The sequence below is a fragment of the Kineosporia corallincola genome (assembly GCF_018499875.1).
Taxonomy (GTDB): Bacteria; Actinomycetota; Actinomycetes; order Actinomycetales; family Kineosporiaceae; genus Kineosporia; species Kineosporia corallincola.
In genome coordinates this window covers 1-16,831 of record NZ_JAHBAY010000011.1, presented here as the reverse complement: position 1 = coordinate 16,831, position 16,831 = coordinate 1, and the positions used below count along the sequence as shown (strand labels likewise).

The following is a 16,831-nucleotide window of genomic DNA, read 5'->3' as shown; positions in this document are numbered from 1 at the left end:
GTTCCGGGAAAGGGCTGCGAGCCGGGCCGGTTCAGTCGTGCAGGGCCGGTAGCCAACGCGGCCTGCGGTGGGCCTTCTCGCCCAGCACCGCGAGCACGGCGGGCAGCAGCACCCCTCGCACCACGGTCGCGTCGATGAACACCGCGGTGGCCAGGCCCACGCCGAGCTGCTTCATCTCCAGCACCGACATCGTGGCGAAGATCGCGAACACCGCCACCATCACGGCGGCCGCGCTGGTCACCGTGCCGGCGCTGCGGGCCACGCCGAGCCGCACGGCGTCCTTCGGGGAGTGCCCGTCGCGCCAGGCCTCCCGCACCCGGGAGACCACGAACACGTGGTAGTCCATCGAGAGGCCGAACAGGATCACGAACATCAGCAGCGGCAGCCAGGAGGCGATGGCGCCGACCGAGGTGAAGTCGAGAAGCCCCTCGGCCCAGGTGTTCTGGAAGATCGAGGTCATCACACCGTAACCGGCGCCGACCGACAGCAGGTTGAGCAGCACCGTGGCCAGGGCCAGCCACAGCGACCCGAACGAGAGCGCCATCACCACGAAGGTCAGCACCAGCACGAAGGCCACCACCGGCAGCAGCCGGCCGTCCATCCAGGACGAGAGCTCCGTGCCCTCGGCCACGCCGCCCAGGTGCACGGCCGCCCCGGGCACCCCGTCCAGCGAGCCCCGGACCGCCGGAACCACCTGGTCACGCACCTTCTCGACCGCGTCCCCCGCCCGGCCGTCCGAGCTCTCGTACGGGATCGCCAGCGACATCACGTTCACCGCACCGTCTTTCGAGACCCGGATCGAGGCCTCGTCGCCGACCACCACACCGGTTCCGCGCGCCACCGGCCAGGCCTGCTCCAGGGCGGTGCGCACCTGCGCGGCCGAGCCGGCCGGGGCACCGACCACCAGCTCGATGTTCGAGCCCTCCTGCGGGAACGCCCCGGTCATCGCCATCGTGGCCTTGACCTGCGGCAGGTCTTGCGGCAGCGACTCCACGCCGAACAGCGCGGTGCGCATGCCCGCGGCCGGCACCGCCAGGGCGACCAGCAGGGCCGTGGCGGCCAGGGTCCAGATCAGGGGACGACGCACGACCGCTCCGGCCAGGCGCCCCCACGGTCCGTCGACCGAGGCCTCGCGCCCCACCCGCCGGCCGATGAAAGGCAGCCTCAGCCGGTCGATCCCGTCACCCAGCAGGGACTGCACTGCCGGCAGTACGGTGGCCGAGGCCGCCACCGCGACGGCGACCACGATCACCGCGCCGATCGCCAGCGACGTGTACAGCCCACCGGCGATCAGCATGCCGGTCATCGAGACCACCACGGTGATGCCGGAGATGATCACGGCCCGCCCGGCCGTGGCCCCCGCCACCCGGATCGTGTCGCGCACCGCCAGGCCGTGCGCCCGCTCCTGCCGGGCCCGGCGGATCACGAACAGCGCGTAGTCCACCCCGACCGCCAGGCCGATGAGCAGCACCAGGCTCTGGGTGTTCTGGTCCACCGCGTAGTGCTGCGAGATCAGCGCCGTCACCCCGAGCGCGGTCCCCACCGCCGCGATCCCGAGCAGCACCGGCACGAACGCCGCCACCACCGAGCCGAACGCCAGCAGCAGGATCACCAGAGTGACCGGCAGCGAGAAGATCTCGGCCTTGCGCAGGTCGCTCTCGATCTGCTCACCGACCCCCGCGTTCAGTGATCCCTCACCGGTCTGCCCGACCTCCAGGTCGGGGTGCGCGGCCACCAGGCCGTCGGTGACGGGCATCATCCGCCGGGCGGTGTCCTCGATCGCGGTGTCGTCGTCCTTGGCCGCGGTCAGCTCCATCGACACCAGCATCGTGCGCCCGTCCGCCGAGAGGATCGGCTCCCCCACGGAACCCACCCCCTCGACCCCGGTGTAGGCGTCCCGGATCTGTGTGCCGAGCGTGGCCACCTGCTCGCCGGTCAGCGTTCCCCTCCGCACACTGACCAGCAGGTGTTCCGCCGGGCGATCCCCGAAGTCCGCTCCCTCCAGCAGCTTCGAGGCCTCCTTCGAGTCGCCCACCAGCTGGTCGGCACCGGTCGTCGTGCGCAGCCCGCCCCCGAGCAGCACAACTGCGGCAGCGACCACGATCAGCGCGGCGAGCAGGGTGGTCCAGCGGTGCCGGGCGCACCATCCGGCGAGGGAACGCTGCGGCACCGCGGGTGGAGGGGGCGGCGCCAGACGTTGACGTTCCGAGTCAGTCGTTGTCGTCATGGTGCACCAGGCTGGCGCCGCAGCGCCGTTCGATCACTGGGGTGCCCCCCTCAAACGAGGGTGGGGTTATCCCCACCCCGGTACGGGTGGCTCCATGATCCCCGGCGGGGCACAGCCGGCCCTACGGTGTGGTGGTGATCGAGAACCTCCGGCGCACGACGCCGTTCCCGAACGGGCCCGCGGCTCCTGGGATCAACGAGGCGCTCACCTGGTGGCTGCGCGGCTGGCCCGCGGTCTGCCACCTGGTGCTCGACATCGTGGTCGCGCTCCCCTACCTCCTGCTCACCGTGTTCCTGCTGGTCGCGGTGGTTCTGGTGCCGGTGTTCGGCATCGGCCTGCCGGTGCTGGCCGCGGTGTTGCTCGGCGCGATCGGGCTGGCCCGCCTCGACCTGCTGCGACTGGAGGCGATGACCGGGGCCCGGCTGGAGTGGATGGCCGCCGCGCCCGGCCGGACCGGCCGTCATGGGCTGCGCCGCTGGCTTCTCGACGTGCGGCCGTGGCGGTCGATGGCCTGGGTGGCCGTGCAGTCGGTGTGGGGCCTGGTCTCCGGCACGCTGGCGCTGACGCTCGCCTCGGTCACGCTCGCGCTGGTGTTCGCGCCGCTCTATGTCTGGTGGCTGCCGTCGCACGAAATGTACTGGCCCTGGGGCGGAACCACGTCGGGTCCGTGGTGGCTGCTGCTGGTGTTCACGGTCGGGGTGACCGGCATGGTGATCACCCCGCTGATCGCCACCGGCCTGATCACGCTCGACCTGATGCTGGCCCGGCTGCTGCTGACCCGCAACGCCAGCGCCGAGCGGTTGCAGCAGCTGAACCTGCGGGTGCAGACGCTGACCCGCACCCGGGCCGCCACGGTCGACTCGGTGGAGGCCGAACGGCAGCGGATCGAGCGGGATCTGCACGACGGCCCGCAGCAGCGGCTGGTGGCCATCGCGATGGACCTGGGCCTGGCCCGCGACCGGCTGGACCGCGACCCGGACGGTGCCCGCGACCTGATGGACAAGGCGCACAGCGCGGCCAAGGAGGCGGTGGTCGAGATGCGGCAGGTGGCCCGCGGCATCCACCCACCGATCCTGACCGACCGAGGACTCGACGCCGCGCTCTCCGCCCTGGCCGGCAGCTCGCCGGTGCCGGTGACGGTGCGCACGGACCTGCCCCGGCGGCCGGATCCCACGGTCGAGGCGATCGCCTACTTCTGCGTGAGCGAGGGCCTGACCAACGTGGCCAAGCACGCCCACGCCCAGCAGGCCCGGGTGCTGGTGAGCGCGGCCGGTGAGTGGCTGCGGATCGAGATCGAGGACGACGGGGTGGGCGGCGCCCAGCCCGGGACGGGTGGCCGCGGCGGTGGCGGCACCGGGCTGCGCGGGCTGGCCGACCGGGTGGCCGCCATCGACGGCGCGGTACACCTGTCCTCACCGGCGGGCGGCCCGACCGTCCTGACCATCCATCTGCCGTTCCACCCCAGCGTCACCGAAACCGGGAGCTCCTCGTGAACATTCGTGTCGTCCTCGCCGAGGACTCGGTACTGCTGCGGGAGGGCCTGCTGCGCCTGCTCGGCGAGACCGGCTTCGAGGTGGCGGAGGCCTGCCCCGACGCCGAGTCGTTCCTCAAGGCCGTGGAGGCGCATCGTCCCGACCTGGTGATCGTCGACGTGCGGATGCCGCCGACCTTCACCGACGAGGGGGTGCGCGCGGCCCTGGTGGTGCGGCACCAGTACCCGGACATCGCGGTGGTGGTGCTCAGCCAGTACGTCGAGGAGAACTACGCCACCGAGCTCTTCGCCGCCCGCTCGCGGGGCATCGGCTACCTGCTCAAGGATCGGGTGGCCGACGTGCGCGACTTCGTCGAGACGCTGCGCCGGGTCACCGGGGGAGGCACCGCGCTCGACCCGGAGGTGGTGGCGCAGCTGTTCTCCCGCGCCACCCGCAAGGACCCGCTGGCCCGGCTGACCCCGCGGGAGCGCGAGGTGCTCGGGCTGATGGCCGAGGGCCGCTCCAACACCGCCATCTCCGCGGCCCTGGTGATCGGTGAGGGCGCTGTGGAGAAGCACGTCTCCAGCATCTTCGGAAAGCTCGACCTCCCCCCGGACGCGCAGGACCACCGCAGGGTCCTGGCCGTCCTCCGCTGGCTCGGCCAGGAGGGCTGATGACCGTGACCATGCCCCCGCCCGCGCGTCCGGCCAGCCGGTGGCTGACGCCGGTGCGCGCCACCACCGCGGTGCTCGGCCTGAGCCTGGTCGGGCTCGGTGTCGCCACCGTCGTCACCCAGTTCGCCACCCGGGTGACCGACGAGACACTGGTGGTGTCCGACCCGGTGAGCTCGCTGACGGTGGACGTCTCGGCCGGCGACGTGACCGTGCGCACCGGCCCGGCGGGCGGCCCGGTCACCGTGCGCGTGCACTCCCGGGCCGCCGTGCGCGAGGCGGGCTGGACCAGAACGATGGACGACGGAAACCTCGGCCTCACCGGGCGGTGCGAGGGCGGCTGGCCGATCGACAGCTGCTCTGTCGCCTTCGACGTGCTGGTGCCCGCCGACCAGGCCGGCGACCTCACGGTGGACCTGCGCACCGGCTCCGGCGACCAGACCCTCAGCGGCCTGGCCGGGCCGGCCACGCTGCGCACCGGCGCGGGCGACGTGCGGGTCACCGGCTTCACCGGCCCCACCCTGAAGGTCACCACCGGCAGCGGCGACATCCGGGCCGGCCGGCTGGAATCGGGCGGCGCCGAGCTGCGCACCGGCACCGGCGACATCGACGCCGAGTTCACCGCCGCCACCACCGGGGTGTCCGCGCGCACCGGCACCGGAGACGTCACCGCCTGGTTCACCGTGGCCCCCGTCGCGGTGGACACCCGGGCGGACACCGGCGACGTGCGGCTGTTCGTGCCCGAAGACGGCACCCACTACGACGTGACCGGCGCCAGCCGCACCGGCGACCGGCGGATCGAGGTGCCGACCGGCAGCAGCACCCACCGGCTGGGTGCGGACACCGGTTCCGGGGACGTGACCGTGAAGTTCCGCTGAGAACCCTTCCACCTGGAGGTTTACCGGTTTTTTCGGGATCGGCCGGACGCTTGACCGCGAAAGCACCCAAATCGCTGGAAGAAGGGGGTTTCATCCACTGCGGGCGGGGTATCACTAAGGCGAGGAGGGGCGAAGCCCCTGGAGCCGAGGAGGCGCAGCCGACAACTGGGAGCATCCGGCCGCCGAGAGGGAACACGCCGGTTCAGCCGGTGTGAGGCGGTCGTTCCGACCAGGTCCTCAGAGAAGATGGCGGGCCCGGTCGTCCACGCCGGATCAGGTGGGTCGAGCGCGTGGACGGCCAGGCTGCCGCACGAACGGTTTGGCACGAGCAGGTCGAAGCACGAACAACCGGAGTGGAACTCAGGCGCTGAACGGCTGCATGCCGGGCGGTGCCGCTTCCAGCCAGGTGGCGAATCCGGTGTAGTCCGACTTGGTCATGGCCATCTCGAGGATCACCGGATTCTCTTTGCCATAACTGCATCGCACGATGACGGCGCCGGGCAGAATCGCGTGGATCTCGTCTTCGTTCGGCGGCTTCCACTCGACCAGATCGAGCTGGGAGCGGTCCAGCACCCGGCTGGGCCGAGGACTGATCGTGAAGATCCTGAACCATTCGAGCCGGTGCTCGCTGTACCGCGCGACGCCCAGGATCCAGGCGCTCGCGCGGCGCGGGTGCTCGCGTTTCAGCGAGCAGTCGAACGTGGCGCCGTTACGCGCAAGCAGGTAACGACGCAGAATGAACAGAGCGAGGACCAGGCCGAAGAGGACAAGGAGCGCGCCGAGAATCTCGAGCGGGGCTACCAGTTCTCCCAACTACGGCCGGGCCCGGGCTCAGCGGGCCGAGTCGGAGACGAGAGCCGCGGTGTCGGCGACCACGGTCACCCGGTCGTGGTCGATGGAGAGGAACCCACCGTCTTCGACCTCGGCGACCACTGTCTCGCCGGCTTCGCCGCGGATCGTGACCTTGCCCGGGGCGAGCAGCGCGAGCGTCGGCTCGTGACCGGTGAGCACACCGATCTCGCCCTCGCTCGTGCGGGCGATGACCATGCGGGCCGAGCCCGTCCAGACCTTCGCCTCGGCACTCACCAGTTCTACCTGGAGTGTCACGCCGGTTCCTCCGTGTTCCTCAACTCGCCCGCCGTCGGGGACTTAGTTGAAACCTTATCGGTACTTCGAGCGAGATGCGGGGCCCGGTGCGAAAGCACCGGGCCCCGGCACGGCACTGGATCAGGCGCCGGTGTTCTTCTGGATCTCGGCCCACTTGCGCTCGACGTCGTCGAGGCCACCGCACATGAAGAAGGCCTGCTCGGCGACGTGGTCGAACTCGCCGTCGCAGATCCGGGTGAAGGCGTCCACGGTCTCGTCGATCGGGACCGTGGAACCCTCGATGCCGGTGAACTGCTTGGCCACGTAGGTGTTCTGCGACAGGAACCGCTGGATCCGGCGGGCCCGGTTGACGACGATCTTGTCCTCCTCGGACAGCTCGTCGATACCCAGGATCGCGATGATGTCCTGAAGCTCCTTGTTGCGCTGGAGGATCTGCTTCACGCGCACCGCGGTGTTGTAGTGGGCGTCACCGATGTACCGCGGGTCCAGGATGCGCGACGTCGAGGTCAGCGGGTCCACGGCCGGGTAGATACCCATCGACGCGATCTCGCGGGAGAGCTCGGTGGTCGCGTCCAGGTGCGCGAACGTGGTGGCCGGGGCCGGGTCGGTGTAGTCGTCGGCCGGCACGTAGATCGCCTGCATCGAGGTGATCGAGTGACCCCGCGTCGAGGTGATGCGCTCCTGGAGGAGGCCCATCTCGTCGGCCAGGTTGGGCTGGTAACCCACGGCGGACGGCATCCGGCCGAGCAGCGTGGAGACCTCGGAACCGGCCTGGGTGAACCGGAAGATGTTGTCGATGAACAGCAGCACGTCCTGGCTCTGCACGTCGCGGAAGTACTCCGCCATCGTGAGGGCCGAGAGGGCCACGCGCAGACGCGTGCCCGGCGGCTCGTCCATCTGACCGAAGACCAGCGCGGTGTTCGGGAGAACGCCGGCCTCTTCCATCTCGACGATGAGGTCGTTGCCCTCACGGGTGCGCTCGCCGACACCGGCGAACACGGAGACACCACCGTGGTCGCGGGCGACCCGGGCGATCATCTCCTGGATCAGCACGGTCTTGCCGACACCGGCACCACCGAACAGGCCGATCTTTCCACCCTGCACGTACGGGGTGAGCAGGTCGATGACCTTGATGCCGGTCTGGAACATCTCGGTCTTCGACTCGAGCTGGTCGAAGGACGGGGCCTTGCGGTGGATCGGCCAGCGCTCGGTCACCTCGAAGCGCTCGCCCTCTTCGAGGTTGAGCACGTCGCCGATCGCGTTGAACACGCGACCCTTGGTGACGTCACCGACCGGGACGCTGATCGGGTTGCCGCTGTCGGAGACCGACATGCCGCGCACCAGACCGTCGGTCGGCTTCAGGGCGATGGCCCGGACCAGGTTGTCGCCGATGAACTGGGCGACCTCCAGCCAGAGCCGGATGTCCTCCCCGTTCAGCGGGTAGTCGATGTACAGAGCGTTGTACATACCGGGCAGCTGGCCCTGCGGGAACTCGATGTCGACGACGGGGCCGATGACCCGGGCCACCCGGCCGACGCCGGCCTGGCCGCTGGTCGCACCCGTTTCGGTGACGGTGGCGGTCATTTCGCTCTTCTCTCTGTCATGTCTCGTGGCTCGGGCTGGAGATCAGCTGCTGGATCAGCTGGCAAGCGCGTCGGCGCCGCCGACGATCTCGCTGATCTCCTGGGTGATCTCGGCCTGGCGCGCCTGGTTGGCCAGTCGCGTGTAGGTCCGGATCAGTTCCTTGGCGTTGTCCGAGGCGGACTTCATCGCACGCTGGCGGGAGGCCAGCTCGCTGGCCGACGCCTGGAGCAGCGCGTTGAAGATCCGGCTGTTCACGTACTTGGGCAGAAGCGCGTCGAGCACCTCCGCCGGGTTCGGCTCGAACGCGTAGAGCGGCAGCAACTCGTCCGGGGCGGGGGGCTCGGTGCCCTCGACGACCTCCAGCGGCAGCAACCGGACAATCTCCGGCTGCTGCGTCACCATGCTGACGAAACGCGTGTAGACGATGTGGATCTCGTCCACCCCGCCGTCCTCGTGGTCCCGGAGGAACGCCTCGACCAGGGTGTCACCGATGGTCTTGGCGTCCTCATACTTCGGGGCGTCCGAGAACCCGGTCCACTCCCCGGCGATGTCGCGCTTGCGGAAGCGGAGGAAGCCGACGCCCTTACGTCCGGTGACGTAGGTGGCGACCTGCTTGCCCTCCCCCTCCAGGCGCTCGCGCAGCTGCTCGCTGGCGCGGATCGCGTTCGAGGAGTAGGCACCGGCCATGCCGCGGTCGGCCGTGACGACCAGAACCGCTGCCCGGCGGACGCTTTCCTTCTCCGTGGTGAGGACGTGGTCCACGTCGGAGTAGGTCGCGACCGCGGAGACCGCACGACTGATCGCCCGGGCGTACGGCGTCGACGAAGCCACGGCCTGCCGCGCCTTGGAGATCCGGGACGAGGCGATGAGTTCCATCGCCCGGAAGATCTTCTCCAGGGAAGCGGTAGACCGGATACGGGCCCGGTAGACCCTCTGCTGGCCTGCCATATCGCTTAGCTCTCCTTAGATCCGCGCCGGGTGCGTCAGCGCTGCTGCCGGACGATCTGCTCCTGCGAGATGTCCTCGGCGTCAGTCGCCTCGTACTCCTCGGAGCCCGCCACGATGCCCTCGTCGGAGCCGGCCTGGAAGAACTGCTTGAAGGACTCGACCTCCTTCTCCAGGGTCGAGCTCGTGTCGTCGTTGAACTGAAGCGTCTCGCCGATCGTGGTCAGCACGTCGGTGTTACGGCGCAGGTGGTCGAGGAACTCCTGCTCGAAGCGGCGCACGTCGCCGACCTCGACCGCGTCCAGCGCGCCGGTCGTGCCGAGCCAGATCGAGACGACCTGCTCCTCGGTCGCGTACGGCGAGTACTGCGGCTGCTTGAACAGCTCCATCAGACGCTGACCGCGGGCCAGCTGCTGCTTGGAGGCGGCGTCCAGGTCGGAGGCGAACAGCGCGAAGGCCTCGAGCGCGCGGTACTGCGCCAGCTCGACCTTCAGCGAACCGGTGACCTTCTTCATCGCCTTCGTCATGGCCGAGCCACCGACGCGGGAGACGGAGATACCGACGTCGACGGCCGGACGCTGGTTGGCGTTGAACAGGTCGGACTGGAGGAACAGCTGACCGTCGGTGATCGAGATGACGTTGGTCGGGATGTAGGCCGACACGTCGTTGGCCTTGGTCTCGACGATCGGCAGACCGGTCATCGAGCCGTGGCCCAGCTCGTCGGACAGCTTCGCGCAGCGCTCCAGCAGACGGGAGTGCAGGTAGAAGACGTCACCCGGGTAGGCCTCACGGCCCGGCGGGCGGCGCAGCAGCAGCGACACGGCGCGGTAGGCCTCGGCCTGCTTGGACAGGTCGTCGAACACGATCAGCACGTGCTTGCCGGCGTACATCCAGTGCTGGCCGATGGCCGAGCCGGTGTACGGGGCCAGGTACTTGAAGCCGGCCGGGTCGGACGCCGGGGCGGCGACGATGGTCGTGTACTCCAGGGCGCCGGCCTCTTCGAGCGAGCCCCGGATCGACGCGATGGTCGAGCCCTTCTGGCCGATCGCGACGTAGATGCAGCGAACCTGCTTGTCCGGGTCGCCGGACTCCCAGTTGCGCTTCTGGTTGATGATCGTGTCGATCGCGATCGTCGTCTTGCCGGTCTTGCGGTCGCCGATGATCAGCTGGCGCTGACCGCGGCCGATCGGGGTCAGCGAGTCGATCGCCTTGATCCCGGTCTGCATCGGCTCGTGCACCGACTTACGCTGCATCACGCCCGGAGCCTGGAGCTCCAGGGCGCGGCGGCCCTCGGCCTCGATCTCGCCGAGACCGTCGATCGGCGCACCCAGCGGGTCCACCACGCGGCCGAGGAAGGCGTCGCCGACGGGCACGGAGAGCACCTCGCCGGTCCGCTTGACCTCCTGGCCCTCTTCCAGGCCGCTGAACTCACCGAGAACGACGACGCCGATCTCGTTCACGTCCAGGTTCTGCGCCAGGCCGAGCGTGCCGTCCTCGAACTGAAGCAGCTCGTTGGCCATCACGCTGGGCAGGCCCTCGACCCGGGCGATGCCGTCGGCAGCCTCGGAGATGATGCCAACTTCTTCCCGGGTGGCCGTGCTCGGGTCGTAAGACTTTACGAAGGCGTCCAGCGCGTCCCGGATCTCGTCCGGACGGATCGTCAGCTCCGCCATCTGGATCCCCTGCTCTCTCGTCGTTGTCCGGCGTGAGCCGGGCCGTGGGTCGTCATCAGTGTTGCCAGGTGTTGCGATGGTGCTAGGTCTCGCTACTTACCAATGCTTCATCCGCGTCCATCATCGCGCGCCGCGGCGGCCGCACAGCCGGAGGTCGTGCGGCCGGCCGCGGTCAGCCTGCGATGGTGCGCTTGGCCGTGTTCAGCCTGCTCAGAACCGTGCTGTCGATCAGTTCACCGGCGACGGTGATCCGCAGCCCGCCGAGCACCTCGGGGTCGATGTCCAGGTTCACCCGGATGTCGCGCCCGTAGAGCCGGCGCAGCGTGCTGCTGAGCCGGGTGCGCTGGGTCTCGGTGAGCGGCGTCGCCGCGATCACCTCGGCCACCAGCTGGCGGCGTCGGGCAGCGGCGGCGTCGAGGAACTTCTCCAGCACCTGCTCCACCCGGCGGCCACGCGGCGCGGTCGCCGCCTGGACGGCGAGCCGCAGCGTCTCCGGGGCCACCTTGCCGCGCAGCAGCTGGGCCACCAGCTGCCGCTTGCGCTCGGCGCCCGGCGTGCGGACCGCGAAGGCGTCCCGCAGCGTGACGTCACCGGCGACCGTGCGGGAGAACCGGAACAGCTCGTCCTCCACCCGGTCGAGCCGCCCGGCGCGCTCGGCGCTGAACAGCTCGGCGGAGACCGCCAGGTTCTCCAGCGCCTCGGTCAGGTCCGAGGAGTCCGACCACTGCGTGCGGACCAGTCCGGAGACCAGGTCCAGGGCCGGGCCGGAGACCTTGCCCTCCAGCAGCTGGGCCACCAGCCCGGCGCGGGCCTCGGCCGGCCGGGACGACTCGGTCAGGGCCCGGCGCAGGGCGGCGTTGGAGGCGACCAGGTCGGTCACCCCGAACAGGTCCTCCGCGAACCGGGCCGCGTCGGTACCGGCGGAGCCCAGAAGCAGCTCCAGCCGGTCCTGCCCGGCGGCGAGTGCCGCCCGGCTCGGCCCCTGCATCCGCACCTGCGCCGCCATCAGGAGACCCGGCCCGCGGTGGGGGCGGTGTCGGCCTGCTCCAGCTCGTCCAGGAAGCGGTCGATCACCCGCGACTGACGGGCCGAGTCCTCGAGGGACTCGCCGACGATGCGCGAGGCCAGATCAGTGGCCAGGGCACCGACGTCGGAGCGCAGCTGCACGACCGCCTGCTGGCGCTCGGCAGCGACCTGCTGCTGGGCGGAGGCGACGATCCGGGCCGCTTCGGCCTGGGCCTGCTCCCGCATCTCCGCGATGATCTGCGCACCCTGGGTGCGCGCCTCCTCGCGGATCCGGCCGGCCTCGGTACGGGCCTCGGCCAGCTGGGCCTGGTACTCGTCCAGGGCCGCGGCAGCCTCGGCCTGAGCCTTGGCCGCCTTCTCGATCCCGCCCTCGATCTCGGCGGTGCGCTCGGCGTAGACCGCCTCGAGACGCGGCACGACGTACTTCTTCATCACCCAGAAGACGATGGCGAAGAAGACGAGACTGACAACGACTTCCGACGGGTGCGGAATCAGCGGCAGCTTGGTGCCCCAGCCGGTCGCCTGGTCGTGCGTCTCTTCGGTCTCAGCCGCAATGAGCAGTAGCGCGTTCATGGTCACCCTCCTTCCCGGTCAGGCCGTGGTGGGAGAGGTCAGGACTTGAAGAGGAAGGCGAAGACCAGACCCAGGATGGCCAGCGCCTCGGTGAGGGCGAAGCCGGTGAAGGCGATGGTCTGGAGAACGCTGCGGGACTCCGGCTGGCGGGCCACACCGTTGATGTACGCGGCGAAGATCAGGCCGATACCGATACCCGGACCGATAGCAGCGATGCCGTAGCCGAGGAAGGCGATGTTGCCGGTCATTGCAGTTTCCTGCCTTTCGGGGTTGTGCCTGAGGGAGGCTCAGACAGTTGTCAGTGCGCGTCGACGACGGGCACCGGCGGAAGATCAGTGCTCGTCGGCGACGGCACCGGCGATGTACACGCAGGTCAGGAGCACGAAGACGTACGCCTGGAGGAACTGGACGACAACCTCGAAGCCGTACATGACGAGGGTGAAGAGATAGGCCAGGGCACCGGTGACGGGCAGGATTCCGGAGCCGTGGAAGAGGAGGTATTCACCACCGAAGGTGAAGATCAGCAGCATGAAGTGGCCGGCGAACATGTTGCCGAAGAGTCGCAGGGCCAGGGTCAGCGGCCGGGTGATCACGTACGTCATGAATTCCAGGACGAACATGAACGGCACGATCCAGGTGGGCAGGCCGTGCGGCACGAAGCTCTTCAGCCAGCCGACGACGCCCATCTTCTTGATCCACACACCGTGGTAGGTGAAGTAGACGATGGCGGTCAGCACGATCGCGTAGCCGATCCGGCTGAACGTCGGGAAGGTGATGAACGGGAAGACACCCATCAGGTTGTTCACCAGGACGACGGTGAACAGCGCGAACAGCAGCGGCAGGAACGGCCGGAACTTGTCCGCGCCGATGATGTCGCGGGCCAGGCCGTTGCGGACCATCCCGTAGGTGCCCTCGACCAGGAACTGCGCCTTGCCCGGCACGACCTTGAGGTTCGACGTGATGCGCAGCAGCACGACCGAGATCAGGATGGATACGACGGCGAAGACGACCATCGAGCGGGTGAGCGCGAAGGCACCGTCCCCGATCAGCGGCTGCCAGAACTCATAGGTGTCCGGAGCCACGTAGCCTTCGCTGCCACCGGCGGCCAGGTGCATCACGGTCGCTCCTCCAAGACTCAATGCTTCGTTGCGGGGTGCAGCCATTCAGCCGGCGAGGGCTCACAGCGGCAGGGTCACAGATCGGGGTGGTACTAGTTCAGGTTCAGGGGGAGGACGGGCTCGGGCGTTACAGCTCGTAGCCGGCGGGACCTATTGACAGGCACACCGCAGTTATGGCGGGTGCCCTCAGCAGGGTCGACTCGTCATCCATCTGCCTTGACACTATCAGTCATGTAGGGCGGTTCTGCGCCCACCCCCCTTCATACGCCTCTTGCCCCCCGGAGCGCGGTGATCTACAAGACACCCGAACGGATCAACGAGGCGTATCCCTGTCGTCGTACACCGGCTGACGCAGCTTGAGCGCTCCGCGCATATGACCTCCGGCCCAGCCCAGCGTGCCGGCCAGAAGACCGAACGCGGTGGCGGGCCCGACCAGCCAGTCGGATTCGCCGAGTGACAGGTAGGCGGCCCACATCAGCGCGATGACCAGGCCGTACGTGGTGAGGGCCAGCGCCATGCCCATGAACGGGTCGGTCATCCGGATCTGCCAGTGCAGAACCGTGGTGAGGCACAGCGCGGTGACCGCCAGGCCGACACCCACCAGCGCGGACAGACCTTCGTCGCGACCTACCAGGAAAGCGCCCCCACTTGTCAGGCCGCCCAGCACAAGAGCCGGCAGAAGTGCCGCAAGCCACAAAGCGCTGACCGGTTCCGGTGCGCGCGAGACCCGATGAGGGTCAGACATGTTCACGATCCGTTCATTCCGGAGTTCACGCCGGCGCCGCTACGGTGCGTGTCCGAGAGGTCGTCTCCGGCGCGGCCGTCGGCCGCCTTGGGTGAACGAATCTGCCGTGCCGAGGGTTTCGTCGTGCCGCCGGGTTCCGTGGCCAGGTCGGGGTCGGCCGCCGCGCGGGGCAGGTCCGGCTCGGCCGGGACCACCACGGTGGCCGTGCGCGGACCGCTACCGGGAGTGGTGATGCGCGGGCCGCCGGGCACCGCGGTGGCCGCCATCTGCCGCCAGCGGCGCGGGCCCACGGTGAGGATCAGCGCGCAGAGCACCGCCGCACCACCGATCAGAGTGGCCCGGGCGGGCGACAGCAGCGAGTACAGCGCCACGCCGAAACCGACCGTCGCCGTCCAGAAGTAGAGGATCAGCACGGCACCGGCGTGGCTGTGGCCGAGGCTGAGCATCCGGTGGTGCAGGTGGAGTTTGTCTGGCTGCCAGGGCATTTTGCCGGCCCGGGTGCGGCGCAGGATGGCCAGCAGCAGATCGATGAGCGGTAGCGCCAGAACGGCGAGCGGCAGCACCAGGGGCAGGAAGGCGGGCACGATGGCGGCCTGTTCCAGCGTGGCCGGCTCGACCGTGCCGGTGATCGCCACCGTGGAGGTGGCCATCAGCAGGCCGAGCAGCATCGAGCCGCTGTCGCCCATGAAGATCCGGGCCGGGTTGAAGTTGTGCGGCAGGAAGCCCACGCAGGCACCGACCAGGGCGGCGGTGATCACCGACGCCAGCGAGGCGTAGTCGCTCGGCGAGGAGTCGCGCGCCAGCAGGTAGGAGTAGACGAAGAACGCGGCGCCGGAGATCGCGGTGATCCCGGCGGCCAGGCCGTCCAGCCCGTCGACGAAGTTCACCGCGTTGATCGTGACCATGATGGCCAGCACGGTGAGGAAGATCAGCATCATCCGGGACGGGATGAACGTGCCGAAGATCGGCAGCGAGACCAGCTGGATGCCCTGCCAGGCCATGATGCCGGCGGCGAGCGCCTGGCCGGCCGCCTTGGTGACGGCGTCGAGCTCCCACAGGTCGTCGAGCACGCCGAGCAGGCAGACCGCGCCGGCCGACAGCAGCACCACGTAGGCGGTGCGCCCGGTGAAGACGCCCTCGAAGAACCGGATCTGCGAGGCCATCAGCATGGCCATCGCGATGCCGAAGTAGATGGCGGCACCGCCGAGCCGCGGGATCGGCACGGTGTGCACGTCACGTTCGCGCAACGGCGTGACGCCGCCGACCCGGCGGGCGAGCCGCCGCACGGCCGGGGTGGTCAGGTAGGTGACCGTGGCCGCGACCAGGAGGACAAAGAGGTAACCCCTCACCCGTGAGACTCCGCATCCGTGTCGGAGGGCGCGGTCTCGCCGAGCCCGAGGACGCCCGGCACCACCGAGCGAAGGTCGTCGAGCGCGACCGCACCCTGCCGGACCACCCGGGGCGGGGTGGCGGTGCAGTCGATGATGGTGGAGGCCACGCCGAGATCGGCCGGCCCGCCGTCGAGGTACACGGCCACCGAGTCGCCGAGCATGTCCTGTGCCTGCTTGCAGGTGAGGGCGGCGTCGTGGCCGGTGAGGTTGGCGCTGGAGACAGCCATCGGGCCGGTGCGTTCCAGCAGTTCCAGGGCCACCGGGTGCAACGGCATGCGCAGTGCCACGGTGCCGTTGGTCTCGCCCAGGTCCCAGCGCAGCGTGGGCTGGGAGCGGGTGATGATGGTCAGTGCGCCCGGCCAGAACGCCTCGGCCAGAGCGCGGATGTCGGGGGTGATGCCCGCGGCGATGCCGTCGAGGGTGCGCACGTGCGGCACCAGCACCGGGGGCGGCATGGCCCGGCCTCTGCCCTTGGCCGCCAGCAGGGCCGAGACGGCCTCGGCGTCGAAGGCATCGCAGCCGATGCCGTAGACGGTGTCGGTCGGCAGGACCACGAGATCACCCTCCGCGACGACGTCGGCGGCTTTGGTGATCCCGCGCGAACGCTGGACCTCCAGGGCGCAGTCGAAACGCACACTCACCCCCCGAGTGTGGCACTACCTGGGCCCGCCACGTGCATCACCGGCGGCCCGGCCGACCGATTGGCCCGATTCGTGACACCCGGCGTCCGGCTGGGCGCTCTATGGCATCAGGCCGGAGCATTCCAGTGCACCCCCGCCCGCTCCCCCGCCGCCCGCCAGATCGATGTTTCCGCGAATTCCCGCCGGGCCCGCGGGAAATACCCGGAACGGGAAATCGGCCGGTCTCGCGAATGTGCCGGAGCCCGTAGGCCGGGGATTTCGACCGGATCCGCTGACCCTCACGATCCATCACGAAATGAGGGAGCGGGCCTTTTCCGGAACGCCGGTGTCAGGCGCGCCGCGCCACCAGGGCCCGGTCGCGTCCGGTCAGGTCGCGCTGGGTGCTCACGTCCACCCAGTCCGGCGTGGCGGTCAGCGCGCGGCCACCGGCTCCCTGCACGTCGGCGTGCTCCATCACGAGCAGCCCACCCGGGCGCAACAGCCGGGCCGCGGCCCGCACCACGCCGCGCGGCACGGCCAGGCCGTCGTCCCCTCCCCCGTACAATGCGAGCGCCGGGTCGTGGTCGCGCACCTCGGGCTCGGTCGGCTCGGCGTCCGGGGGGATGTAGGGCGGGTTGGCCACCAGCACGTCCACGGCGCCCACCAGATCGGCCAGCAGGTGCTCGTCGGAACGCACGGCGTCGCCGGGGCGCAGCTCGACCCGCGAGCCCAGCGCCTCCACGTTGCGGCGGGCCCCCCCCCCCCCCCCCCGGGCCCCCCCCCCCCCCCCCCCCCCCCCCC

The 16,831-nt window shown here is 69.9% G+C and carries 17 protein-coding genes; 3 read left to right on the top strand and 14 right to left on the bottom strand.

What is annotated here, in order from left to right; translation table 11 throughout:
• Positions 1-31: 31 nt before the first annotated feature.
• Positions 32-2,227, bottom strand: coding sequence for an MMPL family transporter (locus tag KIH74_RS24280; RefSeq protein ID WP_214158451.1), 2,196 nt, complete (start codon positions 2,225-2,227; stop codon positions 32-34).
• A 134-nt stretch (positions 2,228-2,361) separates the two neighbouring features.
• Between KIH74_RS24280 and KIH74_RS24275 the strand changes: the two genes are divergently transcribed.
• From KIH74_RS24275 to KIH74_RS24265, 3 genes are read left to right on the top strand one after another with little or no spacing between them, the layout of a single operon-like run.
• Complete coding sequence (locus KIH74_RS24275) at positions 2,362-3,720, top strand: sensor histidine kinase (protein ID WP_214158450.1); 1,359 nt, start codon at positions 2,362-2,364, stop codon at positions 3,718-3,720.
• A gap of 2 nt (positions 3,721-3,722) precedes the next feature.
• A complete protein-coding gene (locus KIH74_RS24270) occupies positions 3,723-4,373 on the top strand; it encodes a response regulator (protein WP_214158744.1) in 651 nt (216 codons plus the stop codon).
• Positions 4,373-5,248, top strand: coding sequence for a DUF4097 family beta strand repeat-containing protein (locus tag KIH74_RS24265; protein WP_214158449.1), 876 nt, complete (start codon positions 4,373-4,375; stop codon positions 5,246-5,248). The genes KIH74_RS24270 and KIH74_RS24265 overlap by 1 nt, the downstream gene beginning before the upstream one ends.
• 360 nt (positions 5,249-5,608) lie before the next feature.
• Here KIH74_RS24265 and KIH74_RS24260 read toward each other — a convergent pair whose 3' ends face one another.
• From KIH74_RS24260 to KIH74_RS37965, 13 genes are all read right to left on the bottom strand, one after another.
• Positions 5,609-6,061: a DUF2550 domain-containing protein gene (locus tag KIH74_RS24260; RefSeq protein WP_214158448.1), complete on the bottom strand. Its 453-nt coding sequence runs from the start codon at positions 6,059-6,061 to the stop codon at positions 5,609-5,611.
• An 18-nt stretch (positions 6,062-6,079) separates the two neighbouring features.
• Entirely contained in the window at positions 6,080-6,355 is a 276-nt protein-coding gene (locus KIH74_RS24255; protein ID WP_214158447.1) for a F0F1 ATP synthase subunit epsilon, read from the bottom strand.
• A gap of 120 nt (positions 6,356-6,475) precedes the next feature.
• Positions 6,476-7,939 (bottom strand): F0F1 ATP synthase subunit beta, encoded by a 1,464-nt coding sequence (gene atpD / locus KIH74_RS24250; RefSeq protein WP_214158446.1) that lies wholly within the window; start codon positions 7,937-7,939, stop codon positions 6,476-6,478.
• A 54-nt stretch (positions 7,940-7,993) separates the two neighbouring features.
• Positions 7,994-8,887, bottom strand: coding sequence for a F0F1 ATP synthase subunit gamma (locus KIH74_RS24245; protein WP_214158445.1), 894 nt, complete (start codon positions 8,885-8,887; stop codon positions 7,994-7,996).
• Between the two features lie 35 nt (positions 8,888-8,922).
• The gene (atpA, locus tag KIH74_RS24240) at positions 8,923-10,557 is read right to left on the bottom strand and encodes a F0F1 ATP synthase subunit alpha (protein ID WP_214158444.1); all 1,635 of its coding nucleotides are present in this window, start codon (positions 10,555-10,557) and stop codon (positions 8,923-8,925) included.
• A 172-nt stretch (positions 10,558-10,729) separates the two neighbouring features.
• Positions 10,730-11,563, bottom strand: a complete 834-nt coding sequence (locus KIH74_RS24235) for a F0F1 ATP synthase subunit delta (protein WP_214158443.1) — start codon at positions 11,561-11,563, stop codon at positions 10,730-10,732.
• Positions 11,563-12,156, bottom strand: a complete 594-nt coding sequence (locus KIH74_RS24230) for a F0F1 ATP synthase subunit B (RefSeq protein ID WP_214158442.1) — start codon at positions 12,154-12,156, stop codon at positions 11,563-11,565. The genes KIH74_RS24235 and KIH74_RS24230 overlap by 1 nt, the downstream gene beginning before the upstream one ends.
• 38 nt (positions 12,157-12,194) lie before the next feature.
• On the bottom strand, positions 12,195-12,404 hold the full coding sequence (gene atpE / locus KIH74_RS24225; RefSeq protein WP_214158441.1) for an ATP synthase F0 subunit C: 210 nt from the start codon (positions 12,402-12,404) through the stop codon (positions 12,195-12,197).
• Between the two features lie 84 nt (positions 12,405-12,488).
• Complete coding sequence (gene atpB, locus KIH74_RS24220; RefSeq protein WP_214158743.1) at positions 12,489-13,271, bottom strand: F0F1 ATP synthase subunit A; 783 nt, start codon at positions 13,269-13,271, stop codon at positions 12,489-12,491.
• A 316-nt stretch (positions 13,272-13,587) separates the two neighbouring features.
• Positions 13,588-14,019 (bottom strand): hypothetical protein, encoded by a 432-nt coding sequence (locus tag KIH74_RS24215; RefSeq protein ID WP_214158440.1) that lies wholly within the window; start codon positions 14,017-14,019, stop codon positions 13,588-13,590.
• A gap of 2 nt (positions 14,020-14,021) precedes the next feature.
• Positions 14,022-15,368 (bottom strand): glycosyltransferase family 4 protein, encoded by a 1,347-nt coding sequence (locus KIH74_RS24210; RefSeq protein WP_214158439.1) that lies wholly within the window; start codon positions 15,366-15,368, stop codon positions 14,022-14,024.
• On the bottom strand, positions 15,365-16,051 hold the full coding sequence (locus KIH74_RS24205; RefSeq protein WP_214158438.1) for an L-threonylcarbamoyladenylate synthase: 687 nt from the start codon (positions 16,049-16,051) through the stop codon (positions 15,365-15,367). Before KIH74_RS24205 ends, KIH74_RS24210 begins: the two co-directional genes overlap by 4 nt.
• Before the next feature lie 328 nt (positions 16,052-16,379).
• Positions 16,380-16,772: a class I SAM-dependent methyltransferase gene (locus KIH74_RS37965; protein ID WP_214158437.1), complete on the bottom strand. Its 393-nt coding sequence runs from the start codon at positions 16,770-16,772 to the stop codon at positions 16,380-16,382.
• Positions 16,773-16,831 lie beyond the last annotated feature (59 nt).

What these genes read in the sequence shown, in the direction of transcription:
- KIH74_RS24280 (WP_214158451.1), bottom strand. Translation starts at nt 2,227, where the DNA reads ATGACGACAACGACTGACTCGGAACGTCAACGTCTGGCGCCGCCCCCT.
- KIH74_RS24265 (WP_214158449.1), top strand. Translation starts at nt 4,373, where the DNA reads ATGACCGTGACCATGCCCCCGCCCGCGCGTCCGGCCAGCCGGTGGCTG.
- atpD (WP_214158446.1), bottom strand. Translation starts at nt 7,939, where the DNA reads ATGACCGCCACCGTCACCGAAACGGGTGCGACCAGCGGCCAGGCCGGC.
- KIH74_RS24245 (WP_214158445.1), bottom strand. Translation starts at nt 8,887, where the DNA reads ATGGCAGGCCAGCAGAGGGTCTACCGGGCCCGTATCCGGTCTACCGCT.
- atpA (WP_214158444.1), bottom strand. Translation starts at nt 10,557, where the DNA reads ATGGCGGAGCTGACGATCCGTCCGGACGAGATCCGGGACGCGCTGGAC.
- KIH74_RS24235 (WP_214158443.1), bottom strand. Translation starts at nt 11,563, where the DNA reads ATGGCGGCGCAGGTGCGGATGCAGGGGCCGAGCCGGGCGGCACTCGCC.
- KIH74_RS24230 (WP_214158442.1), bottom strand. Translation starts at nt 12,156, where the DNA reads ATGAACGCGCTACTGCTCATTGCGGCTGAGACCGAAGAGACGCACGAC.
- atpE (WP_214158441.1), bottom strand. Translation starts at nt 12,404, where the DNA reads ATGACCGGCAACATCGCCTTCCTCGGCTACGGCATCGCTGCTATCGGT.
- atpB (WP_214158743.1), bottom strand. Translation starts at nt 13,271, where the DNA reads ATGCACCTGGCCGCCGGTGGCAGCGAAGGCTACGTGGCTCCGGACACC.
- KIH74_RS24215 (WP_214158440.1), bottom strand. Translation starts at nt 14,019, where the DNA reads ATGTCTGACCCTCATCGGGTCTCGCGCGCACCGGAACCGGTCAGCGCT.